Source organism: Aquirufa sp. ROCK-SH2, from assembly GCF_054558315.1.
In genome coordinates this window covers 1-20,741 of the sequence record NZ_JBPXKB010000004.1, presented here as the reverse complement: position 1 = coordinate 20,741, position 20,741 = coordinate 1, and the positions used below count along the sequence as shown (strand labels likewise).

Below are 20,741 nucleotides of genomic sequence, written 5' to 3'. Positions count from 1 at the left end.
AAGAGGTAAGAGGTAAGAGGTAAGAGGTAAGAGGTAAGAGGTAAGAGGTAAGAGGTAAGAGGTAAGAGGTAAGAGGTAAGAGGTAAGAGGTAAGAGGTAAAAGGTAAAAGGGGGCTTCGAGAACCTCGGCCACTGAGAATCGAATTTTCTCTTTGTCTTACCTCTTAACTATTACCTATTACCTCTCACATCACCTTTGTATTCTTTGCAAATTCCGACAATAGCGGGTCATGAGGATTTAATTCAGTGATGAGATAAGTGATATCGGCGATATTACAAACACGAATACGTTGTTTGGAACCTAATTTTTCAGAGATGGTTACCACGGCTATTGCATCTGCTGCACGAATCATAGCCTTTTTTACTTGAACCGACTCGTAATCTGAATCTGTTAATCCAAATTCTACATCAATGGCATTCGTTCCTAAAATGCATAAATCTGCGCGGATTTCTGACAAGCGATTGATGGTATCACCTCCAAAACAAAATCGTGTGGTATCGGATATTCTACCTCCAATAAATATTATTTCACAATTGGGATAATTCAATAATTCTGAGGCAGCCGAAAGGCTAACCGTAATAAATGTCAAACGAATATCTTGAGGCAAATTTCGTATAATGGTCGTCAAGGTGGTACCTCCTCCAACTAAAATAAACATACCATCTTTAATCAAAGAAATTGCTTTTTCGGCTATTTGCAGTTTTGCGGGATAAGCGAAAATATCCACTGATTTGTCGTCGCCGTACAAGGTTTTTGAAACAGCACCACCGTGCACCTTCAATATTTTGTTCGCGTCTGCTAATTCGGCCAGATCTCTTCGAATGGTATCTTCTGATACATTTAATTGCTCACTTAGGTCTGTCGACAATACACGATTGTGCAGATTTATCTGTTTTAAGATATAATTTAGACGCTCAACTTTCAACATTTTATTAAATAGATTTTAGGCAAAAATATCATTTTTAATGAGAAATTATTTCTTTGGGAAAATATAAATAAGAAAAAACAAAGAAAATTTTTAAATATTCAGTATAATTGTTGCAGAAAAAAGCAAAATAATTGAGTTTTTTTGCAATAATTTATTTTTTAACCATAATTTTTAAAAAAATGAAATCAAAATTTTACCACTTACTGAGCTATTGCAGTAAAATGGTATGCTTAATTGCGCTATTAAGTATATCCTTTTATGCAAACGCTCAGAAACAGAGTTTTCTAATTTCAGGAAAAATTAGCGATTCGAACGGAGGAATTCCAGGTGCTTCTCTTCGAATTGATGGAACAACACTTGGAACAAGTTCAGATGCTGAAGGTAATTATTCTTTCAGAGCTGATTTAAACTCTGGCTCCATTACTTTGATTGCTGCTTCAGTTGGTTATTCCAGCCAAAGAAAAACGGTACTGATTGGCAAGCAATCGGAAATCGCACAAAATTTCACTTTGAAAGAAGATGTAATGAACTTAGACGAGGTCATCGTTACCGGTTCTACCGTTAAATCGAGTCGAAGAGAATTAGGAAATGCGATTAACACTGTATCGTCGGATCAATTAAAAAAATCGGGGACAAACAATTTATTCGGTGCATTGCAAGGTAAAGTTCCTGGTGCTCAAATTACTCAAAATTCAGGAGATCCTTCTGGAGGTATGACTATTCGTTTGAGGGGTGTGAAATCGATTCAAGGAAATTCCGATCCCTTATATGTTATAGACGGAGTTATCGTAAGTAATTCTTCCACCAACGTATCTCAAACTGCTGTAGGAAATCAAATTGGAGGTACCTCGCCAGGAACAAATAGAATGGCTGACATTAACCCAGCAGATATCGAATCCATAAACATCATCAATGGCGCTGCTGCAGCCGCTCAATATGGCTCTAGGGCTTCCAATGGTGTTGTTTTGATTACAACAAAGCGCGGTAAAACAGGCACACCAAAAGTTTCATTCACAACAAGTTTCAATGTAAATGAACTGAGAAAAAAGGTGTACATCAGTACGTATGGAAAACAATATGGATGGACAGGCCTTCGCTTGCACACTATTGGAGCAGTTACTCCTGCTAGCATTGCAGCGAATAATCCAGCAGCTACTTTTACTCCAATTATCCGCGAAGGTGTAGCGACCAATTTGGCTACCAATTTGGTAGATGTTAATCGTTATGATTACCAAGACGACATATTTCAAACAGGAACAGGAACAGACAATGCGCTTTCTGTAAGTGGTGGAACTGAGAAAACACAGTATTTCACTTCTATTTCTTACATGAAAAATGCAGGTATTGTAAAAGGGACAGATTTCAACCGCTATGGACTAAGAGCAAGGGTTGATCAACGTTTGGCCAATTGGGCAAAAATGACGGTTGGATTGAGTTATACGAATTCATTTGCCAATGAAAAAGCAAATGGTAACGTGTTTTATAGCCCAATTAACTCGATTAACATTACAAATAATATTTATGATATTAAATCAAGAGATTTATCTGGATTTTTACAAGCTGTGGAACCAACTCGGGTAAACCCATTATCTACTATTGAGGACATGTCATTTACCCAAGAGGTAAATCGTGTCATCAATGATTTCCAATTAAACTTAACTCCTTTCAAAGGATTATCAATAGATTGGATCGTTGGAGTTGATTCATATAGTCAATTGGGTAAAAACTTAATTAAGCCTTATCCATACCAAGCAGCTGCTGGCTTACCAAATGAACGCTATCCATTAGGATTTGCATCCAATGTTAACAATTCTGTTTTGCTATTAAACAGTGATTTAAACATTAGTTATGAACGTCAATTGAGTGAAAAGTTCAAATTGAATTTAATCACCGGAACAAACTATCAATACCAAAGAGCTGATTTTTCTCGTGCAAGTGGAGAAAGTTTAGCACCATTCATTGAAACGGTAAGTGGGGCATCGAGTACAACGGTAAGTGCAGGTTACGGCTTAGATCAATACTATTTGAGTGGAATGTTTGCTCAAGCAACTTTGGGTTATAAGAACATTGCTTATTTAACAGGTGCGATCAGAAAAGACGTTTCTTCGAAATTTTCACCGAATGAAAAAAACAATTACTACCCTAAATTTAGTGCAAGTTTTGTTCCTTCCGATTTAGATTTTTGGAAAGACAATGAATTCAATGAAATCATCAATGGATTCAAAGCGCGTTTTTCTTATGGTCAAGCAGGTAACTTATCCGGAATAGGATCTTATGACCGTTTTTGGCAATTTTCATCCGTACCGTACCTAGGAAAAAACACGATTATCTCAAGTTCGACGTTGGCTAATCCAAATGTCCGACCTGAAAGAATGACTGAGATAGAATCAGGCGTGGACATTTCGTTCTTGAATAATAAAATCAATTTGGGCATTACCTCTTATGCGCAAAAAATAACCGATTTAGTGGTTAATCGAGTGTTAGCCTCTACTACAGGAGGAACAGGAATTGTAAACAATGTGGGCGAAATGGAAAATTCCGGTATGGAAATCATGTTGAATTATGCACCGATTAAAACCAAAGATTTTGCTTGGGACATGACGTTCATTTATAATAGAAATAGAAATATCATTACAAAGCTAGGTTCACCGACAGTAGCATTAACTACTGTATCAGGAGCACCGGCTTACTTGGTAGAAGGACAACCAGCATCTGTATTTTTAGGAAATCCATATGCAAAAAATGCTGATGGAAGTTATTTATTAACTCCACAAGGTTTACCTCAAAGAGAGCGAGGAGTTCAAAATACGATCTCTACCTTCACGCCATCAAGGGATGCTAATGGACAACCTACTGGAGCTTACGTACGTTCGGTGATTGGAAATCCAAATCCTAATTGGACAGGTTCATTCGTCAATACGATCACATACAAAAAAATGGGATTACGTTTTATGTTAGACGCAGTTCAAGGTGTAGATGTATTTAATGCAGACAAAAGAACAAGAAACAATGTTGGTATTGGTCTAGAAGCTGAAAAAGAAATGAAAGGTGAATATCCAAGAGGATACGTTTTCGCCCTTGTTCCTATTGAAGAATTTAGAGTAGAAGATGGTTCATTTGTAAAACTTAGAGAAGTGAGTTTCAATTATGAATTACCAAAGTTCATCAAAGGAATCAGCCAGTTGAATTTATCTATCACAGGTAGAAATTTAATTTCATGGGATAAATACACCGGCTTTGACCCAGAAACCAACTCAGGTGGAAACAATGACTTGATCAGAGGAATTGATTTCGGTAACGTACCGATTCCAAGAAGTTATCAAATTCAATTAACAGCTACCTTCTAATTTTAGATTTCAACCATTAAAATTCAAAAAAAATGAAAAATAAATTAATATACCTTTTTTCGTTTGCATTGATTTGTTCTCTTAGCTCTTGTGAACAAGAGTATTTGAATCCTAGTGCGGCTAGTGAACAACAAGTAGTCAATGATGTTAACGGATTAATCACCCTTTGCAACGGTTTGCAATATCGGTACACCATTTCTCGCGTTTCACCAATCTACACCTCTTTGACAGCCAATGGACTAATGTCTAAAGAGTTAACTGTACTGAATGCAGGAAATACAGATGAGGAATATTTACGTTTAGGCGGAGCAAATGTGCAAGGCGTGAATACAGTTGTGACTCAATTATGGGCACAGAACCACATAATTAAGGCAAATGCTGACTTAATTTTAAAAAATATTGATAAAGCGGCGGATCCAGGTATTAAAGCTGGAATCATTTCAGCAGCTTCAATCTTTAGAGCATTGGCTTTAGGTAACTTGGCTACCTATTGGGAAAAAGCACCCATCCAAGTAGGAACAAATGCAAGTTTTAATACTAGAGAAGAATTATTGAAAGAAGCAATCAAACAACTTGAATTGGCAGCGGGTTCTGCAGGAAATATTAGTGCCGCTTTTGTTGCAAAAGTCCCTTCAGGTATCGACTACCCCAATACGATTCAAGCATTAATTGCAAGATACAATTTGATGTTGGGTAATTATGATCAAGCAATTTCAGCAGCTGACAAAGTTAATCTGACTAAAAAGTCGGTCTTTATCTTTGATGATTTAAGTAGAAATCCGATGTTTGATGCCACATTTAGCAACCGAAATGTAACGGAACCCTTCAACAATAGTTTTGGTTTACCGAATGAATTAAAACCAGACGCTAGTGATAAAAGAATCGCTTTTTTCTTTAATTCAACAGCGGGTCAAAACTTAGGAAGAGCGAGTTTCTTCACGGCAAATACAGCTCAATTACCGATCTATCGCCCTAGTGAAATGACTTTAATTCGAGCGGAAGCTTTGGCAAGAAAAAATTCTTTGAGCGCCGCAGTTACTGAGATCAATAAAATTTTGACAAAGAAAACGGATGTGTTAAATATCAATGCCGACATGGCAGAATATGCCGGTGGACAAACTCAGACCGAAATTTTGCAAGAAATTTACAAGCAAAGATGTATTGAATTATTCTTAAGTGGATTAAAAGTAGAGGATAGCCGTAGATTTGGTCGCCCGAGTTCTGAAAGAACTAGATCATTCTTGCCTTACCCTCAAAACGAAAGAGATAATAATACAAGTACTCCGAGCGATCCTAGTTTTTAAAATGTAGAGGTAAGAGGTAATAGGTAAGAGGTAAAAGGTAAGAGGTAAAAGGTATGAGGTAAAAGGTATGAGGTAAGAGACTAGTGGCTGAGTGGAAGCCAAGGTTGAAGAACTTTTACCTTTTACCTCTTACCTTTTACCTCTTACCTCCTCTTACCTCTTTCTTAATTCGTCAAAGAAAATAACTCCTTATCCATCTGTGGCTTAACAATACAAGTATTATCTAAATGCATGGTTGCTGTATTTGTAGAATTATACGTTGGCCAAGTGGGTAAACCTTTGTGATTTGGATTCCCCAATCGAGCGAAATTAATCCAAGCCTGACTCATTTTATCAGCCAAAACATAAGCTTCCTTATCGCCACCTGTCATCTCTTCACAACGCGCGATATTATTAAAACAGAAGGGTAATTCCACACAATGAACCGCTTTGAATTTTCCATTCATAACTGGCGACTGCCAAGTAAACAAGTACATAAAAACCGGTGCTGCGTTCAAAGCAGATTTCAAATTAGCCTGAACCACTGCTCCTGGGCGAAAACGAGTATCCACATCTATTAAATCACTTGGTTTGGTGTCATTCGGATAAGCTTTTCTTACAGCCGCTTTAAATGCCTCCGCTTTATCACCGTAATTTTTCTTGATATAAGCCTCAACCTCTTCAGAAGTAACATTAGACAATCCGCCAAACAAAGAAGGCATAAACTCATTTTTCACAGTCCCGATCATTAATGGCACTTCTTTCGACAATTGAAATGCTTCATCAGAAAACAATTGATAAGGCAATAAATCGCCATCTACGCTCGGACCCCAACTAAGTCCAAAACCAATCACTGGTTTACCAGATTCTTTCAACTGAGCTGCAACGGTAACTAAAGCTTTTCTACCCGCTGCGGCCAATTTTTCAAAAGGCACTTTTTGTAGGCTATCTATCTGATTGGCAGAAAATTTTAACTCTTTCATTACTTCAGCTGTGATACTTTGAGTAGTGGCTTTGTCTAACATATTCGATCTAAAAGCGCCACTTTGATTAATTGCTTTGTGAAATAACCCTTTGGCAGAAGGCATCGCCATCAAGGTATTCACTTTGGCTCCACCACCCGATTGACCAAAAATGGTCACATTGGAAGGATCACCGCCAAATTGTGCAATATTTTTTTGCACCCATTCTAGTGCAGCTTTCATGTCCATGACAGAATTATTGGCTGAATATTTGAATTTTTCTCCGTAAGCGGATAAATCTAAATATCCTAAAATATTCAAACGATGGTTAATAGAAACAACTACTACATCTCCTTTTTTAGCTAAATTTTCACCGTCATAAGAGGGTAATTCTTGAGAAGAACCAGAAGTAAATCCACCACCATGTATCCAAAACATAACAGGGCGTTTTTTTCCATCATTGATACCCGGGGTCCAAACATTTACGCGCATGCAATCCTCATTGGGATAACCCCAAGAATGATTGAAGACAAATTCCGACTCATCTTGAACTTGTGTAATTGGGTCCAACAAATGAGCCACCGGACCATATGACAAAGAACTTCTGACATCTTTCCACGGTTTAGGTGCATGAGGTGCTTCAAAACGAGCCGCTTCAGCATAGGGAATCCCCTTGTAGGTATAAACTCCGCCATGAATATAGCCTCTAACTTGTCCTGATTGTGTAGAAACAACGGCGGTAGTAGAACCCGTTGTTATTTGTGCTTGAGAAATTTGCGAAACAAAGGCGAGTGCGCAAACCAAAAATAATTTTTTCATTTGTTAAATTTAATATTTAGTTATTGTATAATTTTTATACAATAATAAATTTTTCTTATGAAGTGTCATAACAATTTCGGAAATTCGTAAAAATAAAAATACCTAAAACGATCCATTCAATATATCCTATCTACTTATGAAAATTCGATTACTCATATTTCTAATTTGTATTTCATGCACCCATTTATTCGCAAAAGAGGAACATATTCCGAGGACCATCGTTACCACCGACGGAGAAATAGATGATGTGGACACCTTCATTCGAATGTTGCTTTATTCAAATGAATATAAAGTAGAAGGATTAGTCTATTCAAGTTCCATGTGGCATTATAAAGGAGATGATAAAGGAACTCTGTTTACTTCTGAAATGGAGATGACCAAAAAAATGTACGGCGCCAAAACTTCTTTACGTTGGCCTGGCACCCATTGGATTCAAGATTTATTGCAAGCTTACACACAGGTATATCCCAATTTAATTTTACATCAGAAAAACTTCCCAACTCCTGAATATTTAAAAAGTCTTGTTAAAGTAGGAAATATCGATTTTGAAGGAGAAATGAGCAAAGTCACGGAAGGCTCAGAGTGGATAAAAAACAAATTACTAGACAATAATCCTACTCCCATCTATTTACAAGCATGGGGTGGCACAAATACCATAGCCAGAGCATTGAAATCCATAGAGGAGAAGTATTCTGGGCAACCTAATTGGGAAGAAATACAACAAAAAATCTCAAAAAAGGCCATTATTTACACGGTCATGGACCAAGATGCGACCTATAAAAATTACATCGGAATCCATTGGCCCAACATTAAAGTTTTTTACAATGCGAACCAATTTGCCAGTTTTGCATATCCTTGGAAAAGAATCATGCCCAAAGAAGCACAAGCCTATTTTGAAGGAAAATACATGGGTGACAATATTATTTTAGGCCATGGACCTTTATTAAAAATGTACTATTCTTATGGAGACGGTCAAAAGCAAGAAGGGGACGAAGAGCATATTCATGGAGATCCACAAAAATTAAAAAATGCCCAATGGGGAGATTTTTCCACTTATGATTTTATCTCGGAAGGAGATTCTCCTGCATTTTTGCATTTGGTAGATGTTGGATTAAACAACTTAAACAACCCTTCATTTGGTGGATGGGGTGGCCGATTTGTCGCTTCCAAAGAAAATCCCTATCGTTTTGAAGACAATCAAAACTCGGCAGATTTCAATCCTGAATTAGGTAAAATGGACATTAATTACTCACAAACCCGCTGGTTAATTGCCTTACAAAAAGATTTTGCGGCAAGGGCAAATTGGTGCATCCAGCCTTTTGAAAAAGCCAACCATGCCCCTCAAATGACTGTTTTGGAAGGAATGTATGTTTCAGCCAAAGCTGGGCAAAAAATCACTTTACATGGCTCGGTAAAAGACCCCGACAAAAATGATGTTCAGTTCAAAGCTTGGGCTTATCCAGAACCTGGAAATGGGAAAGCTGATGTTGAATTGATGGGTCAAAATATGCTTGTAACTCTACCTATGAATGCCAAAAAAGGAGAAAAATTTCATGTAATTTTGGAGGGTACTGATAATGGGTCACCAGCATTAACGCGATACAGAAGAGTTGTTATTACCATTTTTTAAAATTAATTTACTAGTATGAATCCCCAAATAGAAAAGCTGTATCAGGTTGCCCAAAAAGAATCGAAAATCATTCTTGGATTAATGTCGGGTACTTCATTAGATGGCCTAGATTTGGCTTTGTGTGAGTTTTCAGGTTATGGCACGAATACTCGATACCAAATTTTACAACATACCACCGTAGATTTCCCTTCCTCGATCAAAGAAAGTATTCGTGAGATATTTGCCAAAGAGACCATTCATTTTCCCACATTGAGTACATTGAATGCACAGATTGGCAGATTACATGCAAAAATCATTCTTGAAACATTAGCATCTTGGGGTGTAGAGCCTGAGTTGGTGGATGCCATTGCCTCTCATGGCCAAACAGTGATGCACTGCCCAATGAGGGACAGAATTTTACCTCATTCGACCCTACAAATTGGCGATGCGGATCACATCGCTCATTTAACAGGTATAATGTGTATTTCAGATTTCCGTCAAAAACATGTGGCAGCAGGCGGTGAAGGAGCGCCATTGGCGGTTTTTGGAGATTACTTTTTGTTCTCAAAAAAAGATCAGGACCGAATCTTGTTGAATATTGGAGGTATAGGAAATTACACCTATTTGCCAGGAAATTTAAATCCGAATGAAATACGTGTAACGGATACTGGACCAGGAAATACATTGATAGATGCTGCCGTACGAAAGCATTTCTCTGGATTTTATTTTGACAAAGACGCAAATTTAGCCAAACAAGGCGTGCTTCATCAAGAATTACTGAATGATCTTTTAGCTCTTTCATTTTTCGAAGAATCCTTTCCTAAAAGTACAGGTCCAGAGTATTTTAATTTAGAAATGGTTGAAGCTATCATTGAAGAAAAAAAATATTCATTAACGCCTGTTGATTTAATAAGAACCTTAACAGAATTTTCTGCCAAAAGCATTGCATCTGCCATAAGAAGCTATTTACCGATTGAATTATCTGAAAATATCGAACTCATAGTGAGCGGTGGAGGAAGCAAAAACCCTTACCTTATACAGAGATTATCTGAACAAGTAAGTCCTGTTAAAGTCATGGAAAGCGACGTTTTAGGAATTCCATCCTCCGCCAAAGAGGCCTTGTTATTTGCTATTTTAGCCAATGAGACATTGAGCGATGAGGCAGTTGCAAAGGATAGAAAATTAGGCGATACTCCATGGCTTACTTTAGGAAAGATTAGCTTTTCCAATTAAATTTGAGGCATGAAATGGAAAATTCAGGATCATATCCTATTTGAAGATGACGATTTTTTTGTCATCAATAAGCCTTCTGGCATTTCAACCTTGGATGAAAGAAAAGATGAATTTGCGAGCAGTATTTTACGCATGGCAAAGGAATATTCAAGCGATGCGCAGGTAGGTCACCGACTAGACAAGGAGACGACTGGCGCATTGGTAATTGCCAAGAATCCAGAAGCTTACAGACACATTTCCATGCAATTCGAGCATAGAGAAACGGCCAAAAGATACCATGCAGTAGTGGAAGGTATGTTTGATTGGGATGGCATTTTGGTCAATCTACCCATTCTACCACTAAAAGACGGTAAGGTAATTATTGATCGTGCGGGAGGAAAGCATGCGGAAACATGGTTTAGGACTTTACAAGTTTACAAGAATTATACTCTAGTAGAATGCGTTCCGATTACGGGAAGAATGCATCAAATCAGAATACATTTGTGTTGTTTAAAAGCACCGATTGTCGCAGATGAAATGTATGGTGCCAAAGATTTATATTTATCCGATTTAAAAAAGAATTTTCATCTCAAAAAAGACACAGAAGAACAACCATTGATCAAACGAGTGGCTTTACATGCACACAGTTTAACATTTAATTTAATGAATGGTAATCCTATCACCGTTGAAGCTCCTTACCCGAAGGATTTCAATGTTTTGGTCAAACAGTTGGAAAAATATTCGTAATTTTAATTTCTGGCCCCATAGTTCAATGGATAGAATGTAGGTTTCCGGTACCTAAGATTCAGGTTCGATTCCTGATGGGGCTACTTTAGAAATGATGAAGTATGTCTAATTTGAAAAATTCATACTTCATTTTCGTTTGCCTTCACGGCAATTCCCATTTTTAATTTACTAAAAAAGGCGTCGAATTTTTGAAAAAATTCAAATCTAGGGCAGTATCCCATTTTTTGGCGGCTCCCTCCAAACCTGTATAATTCAAATGAATTCCATCCCAACGATATTGATCTCCTTGCAAATCGTTCACAAAACCACCCCAACTGGTGTAGGGAATTTCATTGACTATTCTAGTTTGAGAATTTAATACCTTTTGATACCATGAAAAAACACTCGCATTGCCACAGCGACAAATAGAGAATTGTAATTTAGCATAATCCAATTTTTTTCGAGTAAAATTGATGTATCGTTGAGCATTTAAAACATTCTCATCTTCTGTATTATCCCTGTCATTTTCACCATGCATCACTAAAATAGCTCGAACACCACTTTTAGGAATATATTTAAAGAAACTTTCCTCAAAAATAGAATATGGATATCTTTTCTTCCAATCATAAAATGCATGTTCAAACGGTAATCCTTCACTGGATAAGCCCCATTGAACAGTGGTTGACCCACCTAAACCTGTATTATAAATGAGAACAGGAACATTTAATTTACTCGCCAACAATTCACCTAATCGTCCCCAAAAACTAACATTCGTACTCCAAGGCCAAGTAACAACTGTACTCTTCGTTTTATCATAATTTTTCAAATCATAAGGATCTTGTCCCTCTGCTAGTGAATTTCCAATCACTCCAAAAATCTCACCTACTTTAAATGCATCGACTAACAGTGTGTCTAAAACAACTGCATTACCGCGAACAAGAACCAAATTCGCGGTATAGGCTCCTCCATTCAATGTTACTTTTCCTCCAAACCTTGTCGAATCAGTTTTTGACAAAGACATCCAACTAGTTTCTTTGCCTCCAAATAAAGGTTTGAATTTAATTTTGGCTGCATCAAAACTAACATCTGATTTAAAATAAATTGGCAACACACCAAGATCTAAATTGTTTCTTTGAACAAACGGAACACTCTTTGCCGTATCCACTTCAATTTTTACCTTTTTATAAAAAGTTAAATTCAAAGTGTAAGGCTTATCCATTGGCACAGTAATTGACTTATCATTGGAACTCAAATCTCCAGACCAACTATCAAAAACCGAATAAGTATCAGGAACTGCTTCTAAAAGTATTTTATTAGCCTGGATAGATCGATATAATGACTTCTTGTAAGTGCCTTTCCCTATTACATTCACTTTTAGGTCAAATGGACTATGGATAAAATTGGCAACTAATTGTTTGGGGGTTCTGACCATTAATTGAATTGAATTTTCAATTGTGATGGTATCGCCAGACCAATTGAAGAAATACCAATTCTCGGCGGGGTTTGCAGTCAATTTGACTAAAGTACCTGATGGATATATGGAATTACTACTAATATTGACAACCTCCTCTTTGACTACCCCTTCACCATTTATAGTTACATTTAAGGGATATAGTTTTTTCTCAAAATTTCCTATTACTTTTTTATCACCATCCATGGTAAATTTAATAGGGTTTTGAGTCCCACTTAATGCACCACTCCAGTTTTTAAATAGATAATCGGAATTGGGAATTGCAATTAGTTCAATGGATTGCCCTTGCTCAATTAGATTTAATTCAGGAGTAAATTTTCCCGCATTCAACGGATTAGAAACTAGTTCTAATCTATTTTGAATGATTTCTTTTTGACAAGCAATTAAAAATAGAACATGTAATAATAAAAATAAATTGCGCTTCATTGCGTTGAAATTTCAAACAAAAATACACAATTAAGATATAAATTTACCCTTTGCTTGTATCACAAGGCTAGAAAATTGTAAAATTGGAAACATTGTTTCCAATCAACGAATTGAAACAAAATAAATTAGAATTTATAAGTTGGTATAATTCCTACATAATTCATGTAAAAATTGGGTGTATTGGCACTTTTGTAACCAAATCCTAAACCAGCATTAAAGATTTTTGAATTAATATTAAAACCAGCTAATATAGGCAGAATAGAAGATCCAGATACGCCAATATCCTTTGCTCCAGCAAAGCCACCATAACCTAGTGAACCGTAAAGACTAAAGCGATCAGACAGTGATTTATTAGCTTGTAATTCCAAGACTCCCCCTGTGTTTTGCACTAGCGACCAGTCCCGATTAGAAATGACTAAAGATCCTCTTAAAGAAAATTTCAAACTTGGGGATTACGCGAAAATGGATGCGGATCCTAATAATAATCCAGCAATAAGGGTTGCTTTTTTATTTTTTATACATAGTGATGTAAATTAGGGTGCAAATAATAATCTTTCCAACTAGATAAAAACAACTTTTGGAATCAAAAAAAGGAAAAATACCTATTAAAATTTACAAAGGTCCGCTCGTGGATATACGTAGTACGATTGATAGTTCTTCGCTTTGGGATTCATGCAACCTTCTAAATTCAAGACTTGAATATCTTTAAATTCTACAGGATGACTTTCACTTTGCAAAGAAAAATAACCTTTCTTAATTAACTCCCCAGATTGACCAAAAATCTTATCCTGACCGCTCACATTACCGCCACCGATTTGAGGCTTTTGGTAAGAAATAACCATTTGTCCATTCACAAAATGTTGAATCAGTGAATCACCTAAAACCACGACTTCAGCCTGTACCCATTGGTCTCCATGATAGGTCTCCGAATTCGAATTAATGCAATGTGGGGTAAACAATTTACCATTCATTTCCACATTTGTCCCAGGTGTACATAGATTACAAGTTGTACGTTTATCCTTACCATTTCCACCCAATAATTGCACTTCAATGGACACTGGGAAGTCCTGCTTCAATCCCATCGATTCAGGCGATTGGCCATGCACCATGATGCCACTATTTCTTAGCGCCCAACCTGGACCGTTGGTAGCTTGCTCCCCAACAAATCGATAATTCAATCTTATTTTATAATAAGAATATGGAGTTTTATAAAACAAATGACCAAAACGCTCATCAAATGATTCATAGGCCTCATACCCCACGGTAATTTTTCCGTCTTTTACTCGAAAAGTATTTCCAAAATTTTCACCAGCAGGATAATTCCGAATTTTAGGTATCCAACCTTCCAAATTCTTTCCGTTAAAAATCGTTTCCCATTTTTCTTGATTCGCTTTCTGAGCAAAAGTAGGTAAAGCTAAAACAAGCCCACACAAAATCATTTTAATCATTCTCATATCATTAGGTTTAGTTTATTAATTCTAGAATTAATGCTGTTTTAGCGCCAATGGCTAAGGTTTCTCCCAAGGTAAACGTATGATCATTCAGGATATCCTTAACTTTCGAACTTTTCGGCAAAATCTCCTCAAAACGTTTTAAATCAATGGAGGCCGTTTTAGCATTTTTATTCATCACAACCATGACTTTTGCCTTGTCTGAATGCCTAAAATAGGTATAAACCCCATTTTCTGGTGCAAAATGCAATAATTTACCATGATGAATGGCATCATTTGATTTACGCCAATTCAATAGCTTACGCATAAAATCTTGGGCATTTTTTTCATCGGAAGTCAAATTTTTACCCGAAACAGCATCTTTAACATCCCCTTTCCAGCCTCCATAAAAATCGGCTCGAATTTCTCCATGTTCGGTACTTTTGGGATTAGAAAACAATAATTCTGTCCCATAATAAATTTGAGGAATTCCACGTGTTGTCAATACAAAGCTCATACCCATTTTAAATAAATCGATATCATTTCCAACTTGGGTAAAAAACCGACTCATATCGTGATTATCTCCAAAAACGACTAAATTATAAGGATCTGGATAAACCAAATCATTGGATAAAACAGTGTATAATTTCATCAATCCTTTCCCCCATTCTTGGTCATTTTCCTTCAAAGATTCCGCCAAAACGGTTTGAAGCGGAAAATCCATCAAAGAAGGCAAAGTAGAAACAAAACCATTGGCGTTGATCTTTCCTTTTTGCCAATAGGACGTTATTATTGGATTACTTGACCATTCCTCTCCAACCATATTTAGATTGGGATACTCATTTAATAAAGAGGTTGACCATTGATTCGCAAACTCTTTCAGAGAATATGGATAAGTATCTATTCTCAATCCACCCAAATGCGCATATTCAACCCACCAAATGGAATTTTGAATCAAATAAGTTGCAAGAAATGGATTTTTTTGGTTCAAATCTGGCATTGTCGGAACAAACCAACCCTCTACTTGTAATTTCACATCTGCTTTAGAAGCATGTGGATCCTGCTGAACTTCCCTATGATGTGTGGTAGAAACGAATTTACCTCCATAATTAATCCAATCTTTAAATGGCAAATCCTTCATCCAATAATGACCGTCTCCAATATGATTCAAAACAATATCAACAATCATTTTTATTCCGCGATCTTTTGCTTGTTGAGATAAGGCACGAAATTGTTCATTTGTTCCAAAACGAGGGTCAATTTGATAATGGTTTGTAATGGAATATCCATGATAACTTTCACGTTTTTCATCGTTTTCTAACAAAGGCATACTCCAAATTGCCGTAAAACCCATGTTTTTAATGTAATCCAAACGATCTTGAATTCCTTTGATATCTCCACCATGACGCCCATACATCTCGGATCGATTGGGTTTAGATTCCAGCAAACTAGGTGCGGCATCATTGTTTTCATCACCATTGGCAAAACGATCGGGAGTAATTAAATAAATAACATCTTTAGGACTAAAACTAGCACGCTGAGCAGATCCATTTTCTCTGGCTTCTAAACGGTAATTCACTGTATGAATGACATTGCCACCTTTTTTTATGATCAATGGATAATTCCCTGCTTTTGCAGAAGGAGCGACGATGCAATCAACAAATAAATAATTGGGACTATCTGCAAAATGAACTTTTACAATTTTTAATCCAGAATTACTAGAAACAAGTTCCGACCCCTTTAAATCTTTGCCTTGAATCAGAATCTGTAATTTAGGATTTTTCATTCCTACCCACCAATTCAAAGGTTCTACTCGCAATGATTGCGAAAAAGAAGGTATGAAGGAGGAGAATATAAAAATGAACAAGAATAAATAATGCTTCATAAATTTTTTCGATTTGAATTAAAATTACACAAATTTATAAATATGTCATTGCTTAGGCTTCAACTCTGGAATATTTATTCACTAGAATTCAATCCAACTATTTATGGAAAGCACAACTAAAAGGAGATGGTCAATGATTGAATGAAGTTATACAAAAAACCGTTGGAGTTTTTAACTTTGCATATGATATTTATACAACATTTTATTTTAATAGTGTATGATGTAAGGCCCTAATAAGAATCTCGAAATGAAAACCGACAAAAACTTATCTACTCAAAAACAAAATTTATTCCTTTTACTTCTTTCAATTTTTTCCATTAGTTATTTTTCACCCTATACCTATGCTTCCATAGGAATAGACCCATCCTGGATCGAATCTTTAGTAATGGTTCAAAATCAACATTTAACTATAGGCAAAGATTTTATTTTCACCTATGGCCCGCTAGGTTCAATCAACACTCGACTTTTCCCTGAAAATTTCAATATTTATTGGATTACCTTCATCGATTTCTTTTACCTTTTTAACATTATTTTTCTGATCAAATTTGCGTTTAAAAAGGCAGGAAATAATTGGATTATGGTGGCACTATTAAGCCTTTATATTTTTTTACCTTGGGGTATTTTTGGAGATACAAGTTTTACTTATTTATATTTTTCTATTTTCTGGATTCTGCATGCGCAAAATACCAGATCCGTTTGGAGTTTATGGATTAGTATAGCGATAGGTATTATTTCTTTTTTCATTAAAGTTAATGTAGGGATTGTCGGGATTTTGATAATAGAATTTGGCCTAATTACTCTATTATGCAAAAAGTTGATTTCATGGAAATTAATGGCAACACACAATTTTGTTATATTAATTTCAATTGTATTATTGAGCAAATTCCTTCATTTGAATCTATTGGAGTATGTTAAAAATAGTTTATACATAATTGATGGATACCAAGATAATATGGCCTGTGTTATATTGAAGAAAAATGAATTTAATGTATTATTGTTCATCGAGATAATTAGTGCAATTTTATTCATCATTATCTTTTATTTATCGAGAAAGGCCATAAAAAAAACTTTTTTATTATGGATATTTTTTGCGAGTATCTACTTTCTCATTTTCAAACAATCACACACTGCGATTTCATCGTTAAATTTATATGGATTCTTTTTATTAATCCCACTCTTAGCGGTATTGATCTACTTATTCACACCTAATGAATTTAGCGCTTCTATATCTAAATACATCATAATAATCATCCTGACACAATCTATTGCCATTCATTTTCTTAGATTGATGGATGCACAATACAACTTCCCAAATTATTTAAATTCTCTAAAAAATATAAAATATAATCCAAAACAATACTTTCAAAAGCTATCAGAATATGATTATGAAAACAACTTTAAAAACACTAAACTTTCATTACCAAATCGAGTTAAACAATTAATTGGTAACGAAACGGTAGATATTTTAAACAGCAGAATAGATTACATCTATTTTAATAAATTAAATTATAACCCTAGACCAATAATTCAAAGCTATTCTGCCTATACACCAGAACTTATTCATTTGAATGGCGAAAAATACAGATCAACTAATGCTCCAACATATGTACTCTATCATTTAGACAATTTCAGAGAACAATACCCATTCTGGTCAGATAGCGAAGTAAATGTAGAACTCCTGAAAAGATATAATTTGATTGATAATTTTACTGCAGAATCGGACTCTTTTCTTTTATTCAAAAAATCAAATGAAATAAAAAATTTAAACATTCAAACCATGAATTTTCAAATTCAATTAAATCGCAAAATTAATATACCTAAAGGGCAAATAATTCGATTTTATGGACACATTGAATATTCTTTTTGGGGCAAATTAGCCAGACTAATCTTTCAACCACCATATTTATTTTGCAAGATTGGCTATGAAGACGGAACTTATCAATCTTTTCGCGTTGTGAATCAAATATTGGAAGCTGGAGTATTAGTCAACAAAAAAGTTACCACGTTTAATGAATTACATCAATATTATTCTTCAATAGGTGAAAAAAATAAAAATGTTAGCAGTTTAGAATTTTACAGTAAATTAGACTGGGGCTTTAAAAAATGATTTTTTTATACAACTTAAAATGCATTTTAACCGGGAAACACTTTCAAATTTAGAAAAAGCCATCGAACAAATCGAATAATTTTAGGGGGCTCGACCAATCATTTTAAATTAAACGAGATTGGCAAGAACTAAAGAGTCCATGCCTTGGGGGCCGAATCATTTGTTCATGAAAATCAAGAATAATTATTGCTTCATAAAGTTTTTGATTTGAATTAAAATTACACAAATTTATAAATATGTTATCGCTGACTTTTCAACTCTATCAATCCTTCTCTTCTTACCTTATTGAACATAAATTAAAAAAGTACAATAAAATACAAGTATAATATCAGTAATATATTGCCTATTTATTTGGTATAAAATCATAAATTAAAGATATTTGCATTAATTACAGATTAGGAATTTCCAACTCTCATTATTCAAAAAGTTCAAATTAAAATATTTTCATATGTGTGGAATTGTCGCTTATATAGGATCTCAAACAGCGTACCCAATCATTCTTAAGGGATTAAAAAGATTGGAATACAGAGGATACGATAGCTCTGGTATTGCACTTTATGGAAAAAACATCATTTCCTATAAAAAGAAAGGTCGAGTAAGCGAATTAGAAACATGGAAAGAAGATGTAGTTCAAACCTCAACCATAGGAATTGGACATACGAGATGGGCAACACACGGTGAGCCATCTGATGTAAATGCGCACCCACACAAATCGAATAGCGGAAAACTAACCTTGGTTCATAATGGAATCATCGAAAATTATGCTTCCCTAAAACAAGAGTTATTACAAAAAGGCTATCAGTTTGAAAGTCAAACAGACACTGAAGTTTTAGTAAATTTCATTGAAGACATCCAAATAAATAATCATTCTACCCTAGAAGAAGCCATGCGAATTGCTCTAAAAAGGGTGAGTGGCGCTTATGTTATTATCGTAATGGAGGAAGGCTTCCCTGATCGATTAATTGCGGCTAGAAAAGGAAGTCCATTGGTAATTGGCGTAGGTGAAGGAGAGCATTTTTTGGCATCAGATGCTTCACCCATTATTGAATATACCAAACGAGTTATATATGTCAATGATTATGAATTAGCCATCATTTCTAAGGATGAAATCCAATTGAAAAATCTTGGAAATGAGCCCATAACGCCCTATATACAACAATTAGATTTAGAATTGGCTCAAATCGAAAAAGGAGGATTTGACCACTTTATGTTAAAAGAAATTTTTGATCAACCTGAAAGTTTAAAAGATTGTTTGAGAGGCAGATTAGATGCCACAAACAAAACCTTGACTTTAGCAGGAATAGAGCAACATCTTTCAGCTTTTTCACAAGCAAAACGCATCGTCATTGTGGCTTGCGGTACCAGTTGGCATGCTGGCTTGGTGGCAGAATACATGATAGAAACCCTTTGCCGCATCCCTGTGGAAGTAGAGTATGCTTCTGAGTTCAGGTACAGAAATCCTGTCATCGGGCCAGGAGATGTCATAATTGCCATTTCTCAAAGTGGGGAAACAGCTGATACTTTAGTAGCAATTGAAAAAGCCAAGGAACAAGGAGCCTTTATTTTTGGAGTTGTAAATGCCGTAGGTTCTTCTATTGCTCGTATTTCTCATGCAGGTGCTTACACGCATGCTGGACCAGAAATTGGGGTAGCAAGTACAAAAGCATTCACTGCACAATTGACGGTTTTGGCCATGATGGCGATTAAAATTGGTTGGGAGAAAAAAACAATCACTGAAAAAGAATACGAAAATTATTTATTGGAATTAGCACAGATTCCAGACAAAGTTAAACAAGCGCTTTCGACGCATGAATCCATCAAAAAAGTAGCAGATCATTATTCAGATGCGCGAGATTTCCTATTTCTAGGAAGAGGTTACAATTTCCCTGTTGCCTTAGAAGGAGCATTAAAATTAAAAGAGATTTCCTACATTCACGCGGAAGGATATCCTGCAGCTGAAATGAAACATGGCCCAATAGCCTTGGTAGATGAACATTTACCAGTTTTATTCATTGCAACCAAAGACGCTTATTATGAAAAAATTGTAAGTAATATTCAAGAAATTAAAGCGCGTAAAGGAAAAGTAATTGCCGTGATTAATCCATCTGACACAATCATCAGAACTATGGCAGACCATATCATGGAAGTTCCAGAAACAGATGAATTACTAGCACCTTTGGTGAGTGTTATCCCAACTCAATTAATTTCTTATTATATTGGAGTTCTGAGAGGACTTGATGTTGATAAACCTAGAAATTTAGCTAAGTCGGTGACCGTGGAATAGAGTGAACGGGAGTGAATTAAATCACCATTAACCTTCAATGAGTTAGTAGTATAAATTATCGGTGAGTCTTTCGACTCACCTTTTTTATTTCTCGTCAAGACGAGTGGTACTCGAAGGTGTAAATCAAGGTGGTGAATTAGGGACTTCGAATCATGACTTAAAATAATCTTATCCAATACTAAGTCCAACACTGACCTCATGGTTTTAGTCGTCCAATCAGTAGTCGACTTAAAAGTGGATGAAATCATTCC

Annotated in this window: 13 protein-coding genes and 1 tRNA gene; 8 read left to right on the top strand and 6 right to left on the bottom strand. The window is 35.7% G+C overall.

The genetic code is table 11. From position 1 onward, the window contains the following. Window positions 1–185: 185 nt before the first annotated feature. A complete protein-coding gene (locus tag V7S79_RS09920) occupies window positions 186–929 on the bottom strand; it encodes a DeoR/GlpR family DNA-binding transcription regulator (RefSeq protein WP_459490433.1) in 744 nt (247 codons plus the stop codon). A gap of 179 nt (window positions 930–1,108) precedes the next feature. Between V7S79_RS09920 and V7S79_RS09915 the strand changes: the two genes are divergently transcribed. After that, entirely contained in the window at window positions 1,109–4,276 is a 3,168-nt protein-coding gene (locus V7S79_RS09915; RefSeq protein WP_459490432.1) for a SusC/RagA family TonB-linked outer membrane protein, read from the top strand. A gap of 32 nt (window positions 4,277–4,308) precedes the next feature. Further along, on the top strand, window positions 4,309–5,580 hold the full coding sequence (locus V7S79_RS09910; protein WP_459490431.1) for a RagB/SusD family nutrient uptake outer membrane protein: 1,272 nt from the start codon (window positions 4,309–4,311) through the stop codon (window positions 5,578–5,580). A 164-nt stretch (window positions 5,581–5,744) separates the two neighbouring features. Here the strand turns inward: V7S79_RS09910 and V7S79_RS09905 are convergent, their stop codons facing one another. Then, window positions 5,745–7,340, bottom strand: coding sequence for a carboxylesterase/lipase family protein (locus V7S79_RS09905; protein WP_459490430.1), 1,596 nt, complete (start codon window positions 7,338–7,340; stop codon window positions 5,745–5,747). A gap of 136 nt (window positions 7,341–7,476) precedes the next feature. Here V7S79_RS09905 and V7S79_RS09900 point away from each other — a divergent pair, with 136 nt between their 5' ends. The 4 genes from V7S79_RS09900 to V7S79_RS09885 all read left to right on the top strand — a co-directional run bounded on the left by V7S79_RS09900 (window position 7,477) and on the right by V7S79_RS09885 (window position 10,991). Continuing rightward, a complete protein-coding gene (locus V7S79_RS09900; RefSeq protein WP_459490429.1) occupies window positions 7,477–8,970 on the top strand; it encodes a DUF1593 domain-containing protein in 1,494 nt (497 codons plus the stop codon). Between the two features lie 15 nt (window positions 8,971–8,985). Beyond that, entirely contained in the window at window positions 8,986–10,182 is a 1,197-nt protein-coding gene (locus V7S79_RS09895) for an anhydro-N-acetylmuramic acid kinase (protein ID WP_459490428.1), read from the top strand. Window positions 10,183–10,191: 9 nt separating this feature from the next. Beyond that, on the top strand, window positions 10,192–10,908 hold the full coding sequence (locus tag V7S79_RS09890) for an RluA family pseudouridine synthase (protein WP_459490427.1): 717 nt from the start codon (window positions 10,192–10,194) through the stop codon (window positions 10,906–10,908). An 11-nt stretch (window positions 10,909–10,919) separates the two neighbouring features. Beyond that, window positions 10,920–10,991: transfer RNA gene (locus V7S79_RS09885), tRNA-Arg, on the top strand. A gap of 77 nt (window positions 10,992–11,068) precedes the next feature. Here V7S79_RS09885 and V7S79_RS09880 read toward each other — a convergent pair. The 4 genes from V7S79_RS09880 to V7S79_RS09865 form a co-directional block, all read right to left on the bottom strand. Then, window positions 11,069–12,784 carry an InlB B-repeat-containing protein gene (locus V7S79_RS09880; protein WP_459490426.1) on the bottom strand — a complete coding sequence of 572 codons (1,716 nt, stop codon included), beginning with the start codon at window positions 12,782–12,784 and terminating at the stop codon, window positions 11,069–11,071. 125 nt (window positions 12,785–12,909) lie between these two features. Further along, entirely contained in the window at window positions 12,910–13,173 is a 264-nt protein-coding gene (locus V7S79_RS09875; RefSeq protein WP_459490425.1) for a hypothetical protein, read from the bottom strand. A gap of 216 nt (window positions 13,174–13,389) precedes the next feature. Continuing rightward, on the bottom strand, window positions 13,390–14,238 hold the full coding sequence (locus V7S79_RS09870; protein ID WP_459490424.1) for a 3-keto-disaccharide hydrolase: 849 nt from the start codon (window positions 14,236–14,238) through the stop codon (window positions 13,390–13,392). A gap of 10 nt (window positions 14,239–14,248) precedes the next feature. Continuing rightward, window positions 14,249–16,099: a glycoside hydrolase family 13 protein gene (locus V7S79_RS09865; protein ID WP_459490423.1), complete on the bottom strand. Its 1,851-nt coding sequence runs from the start codon at window positions 16,097–16,099 to the stop codon at window positions 14,249–14,251. A 385-nt stretch (window positions 16,100–16,484) separates the two neighbouring features. Here V7S79_RS09865 and V7S79_RS09860 point away from each other — a divergent pair, with 385 nt between their 5' ends. Both V7S79_RS09860 and glmS read left to right on the top strand, forming a co-directional pair. Continuing rightward, the gene (locus V7S79_RS09860; RefSeq protein ID WP_459490422.1) at window positions 16,485–18,206 is read left to right on the top strand and encodes a hypothetical protein; all 1,722 of its coding nucleotides are present in this window, start codon (window positions 16,485–16,487) and stop codon (window positions 18,204–18,206) included. A gap of 448 nt (window positions 18,207–18,654) precedes the next feature. Continuing rightward, entirely contained in the window at window positions 18,655–20,490 is a 1,836-nt protein-coding gene (gene glmS, locus V7S79_RS09855) for a glutamine--fructose-6-phosphate transaminase (isomerizing) (protein ID WP_459490421.1), read from the top strand. Window positions 20,491–20,741: the final 251 nt, after the last annotated feature.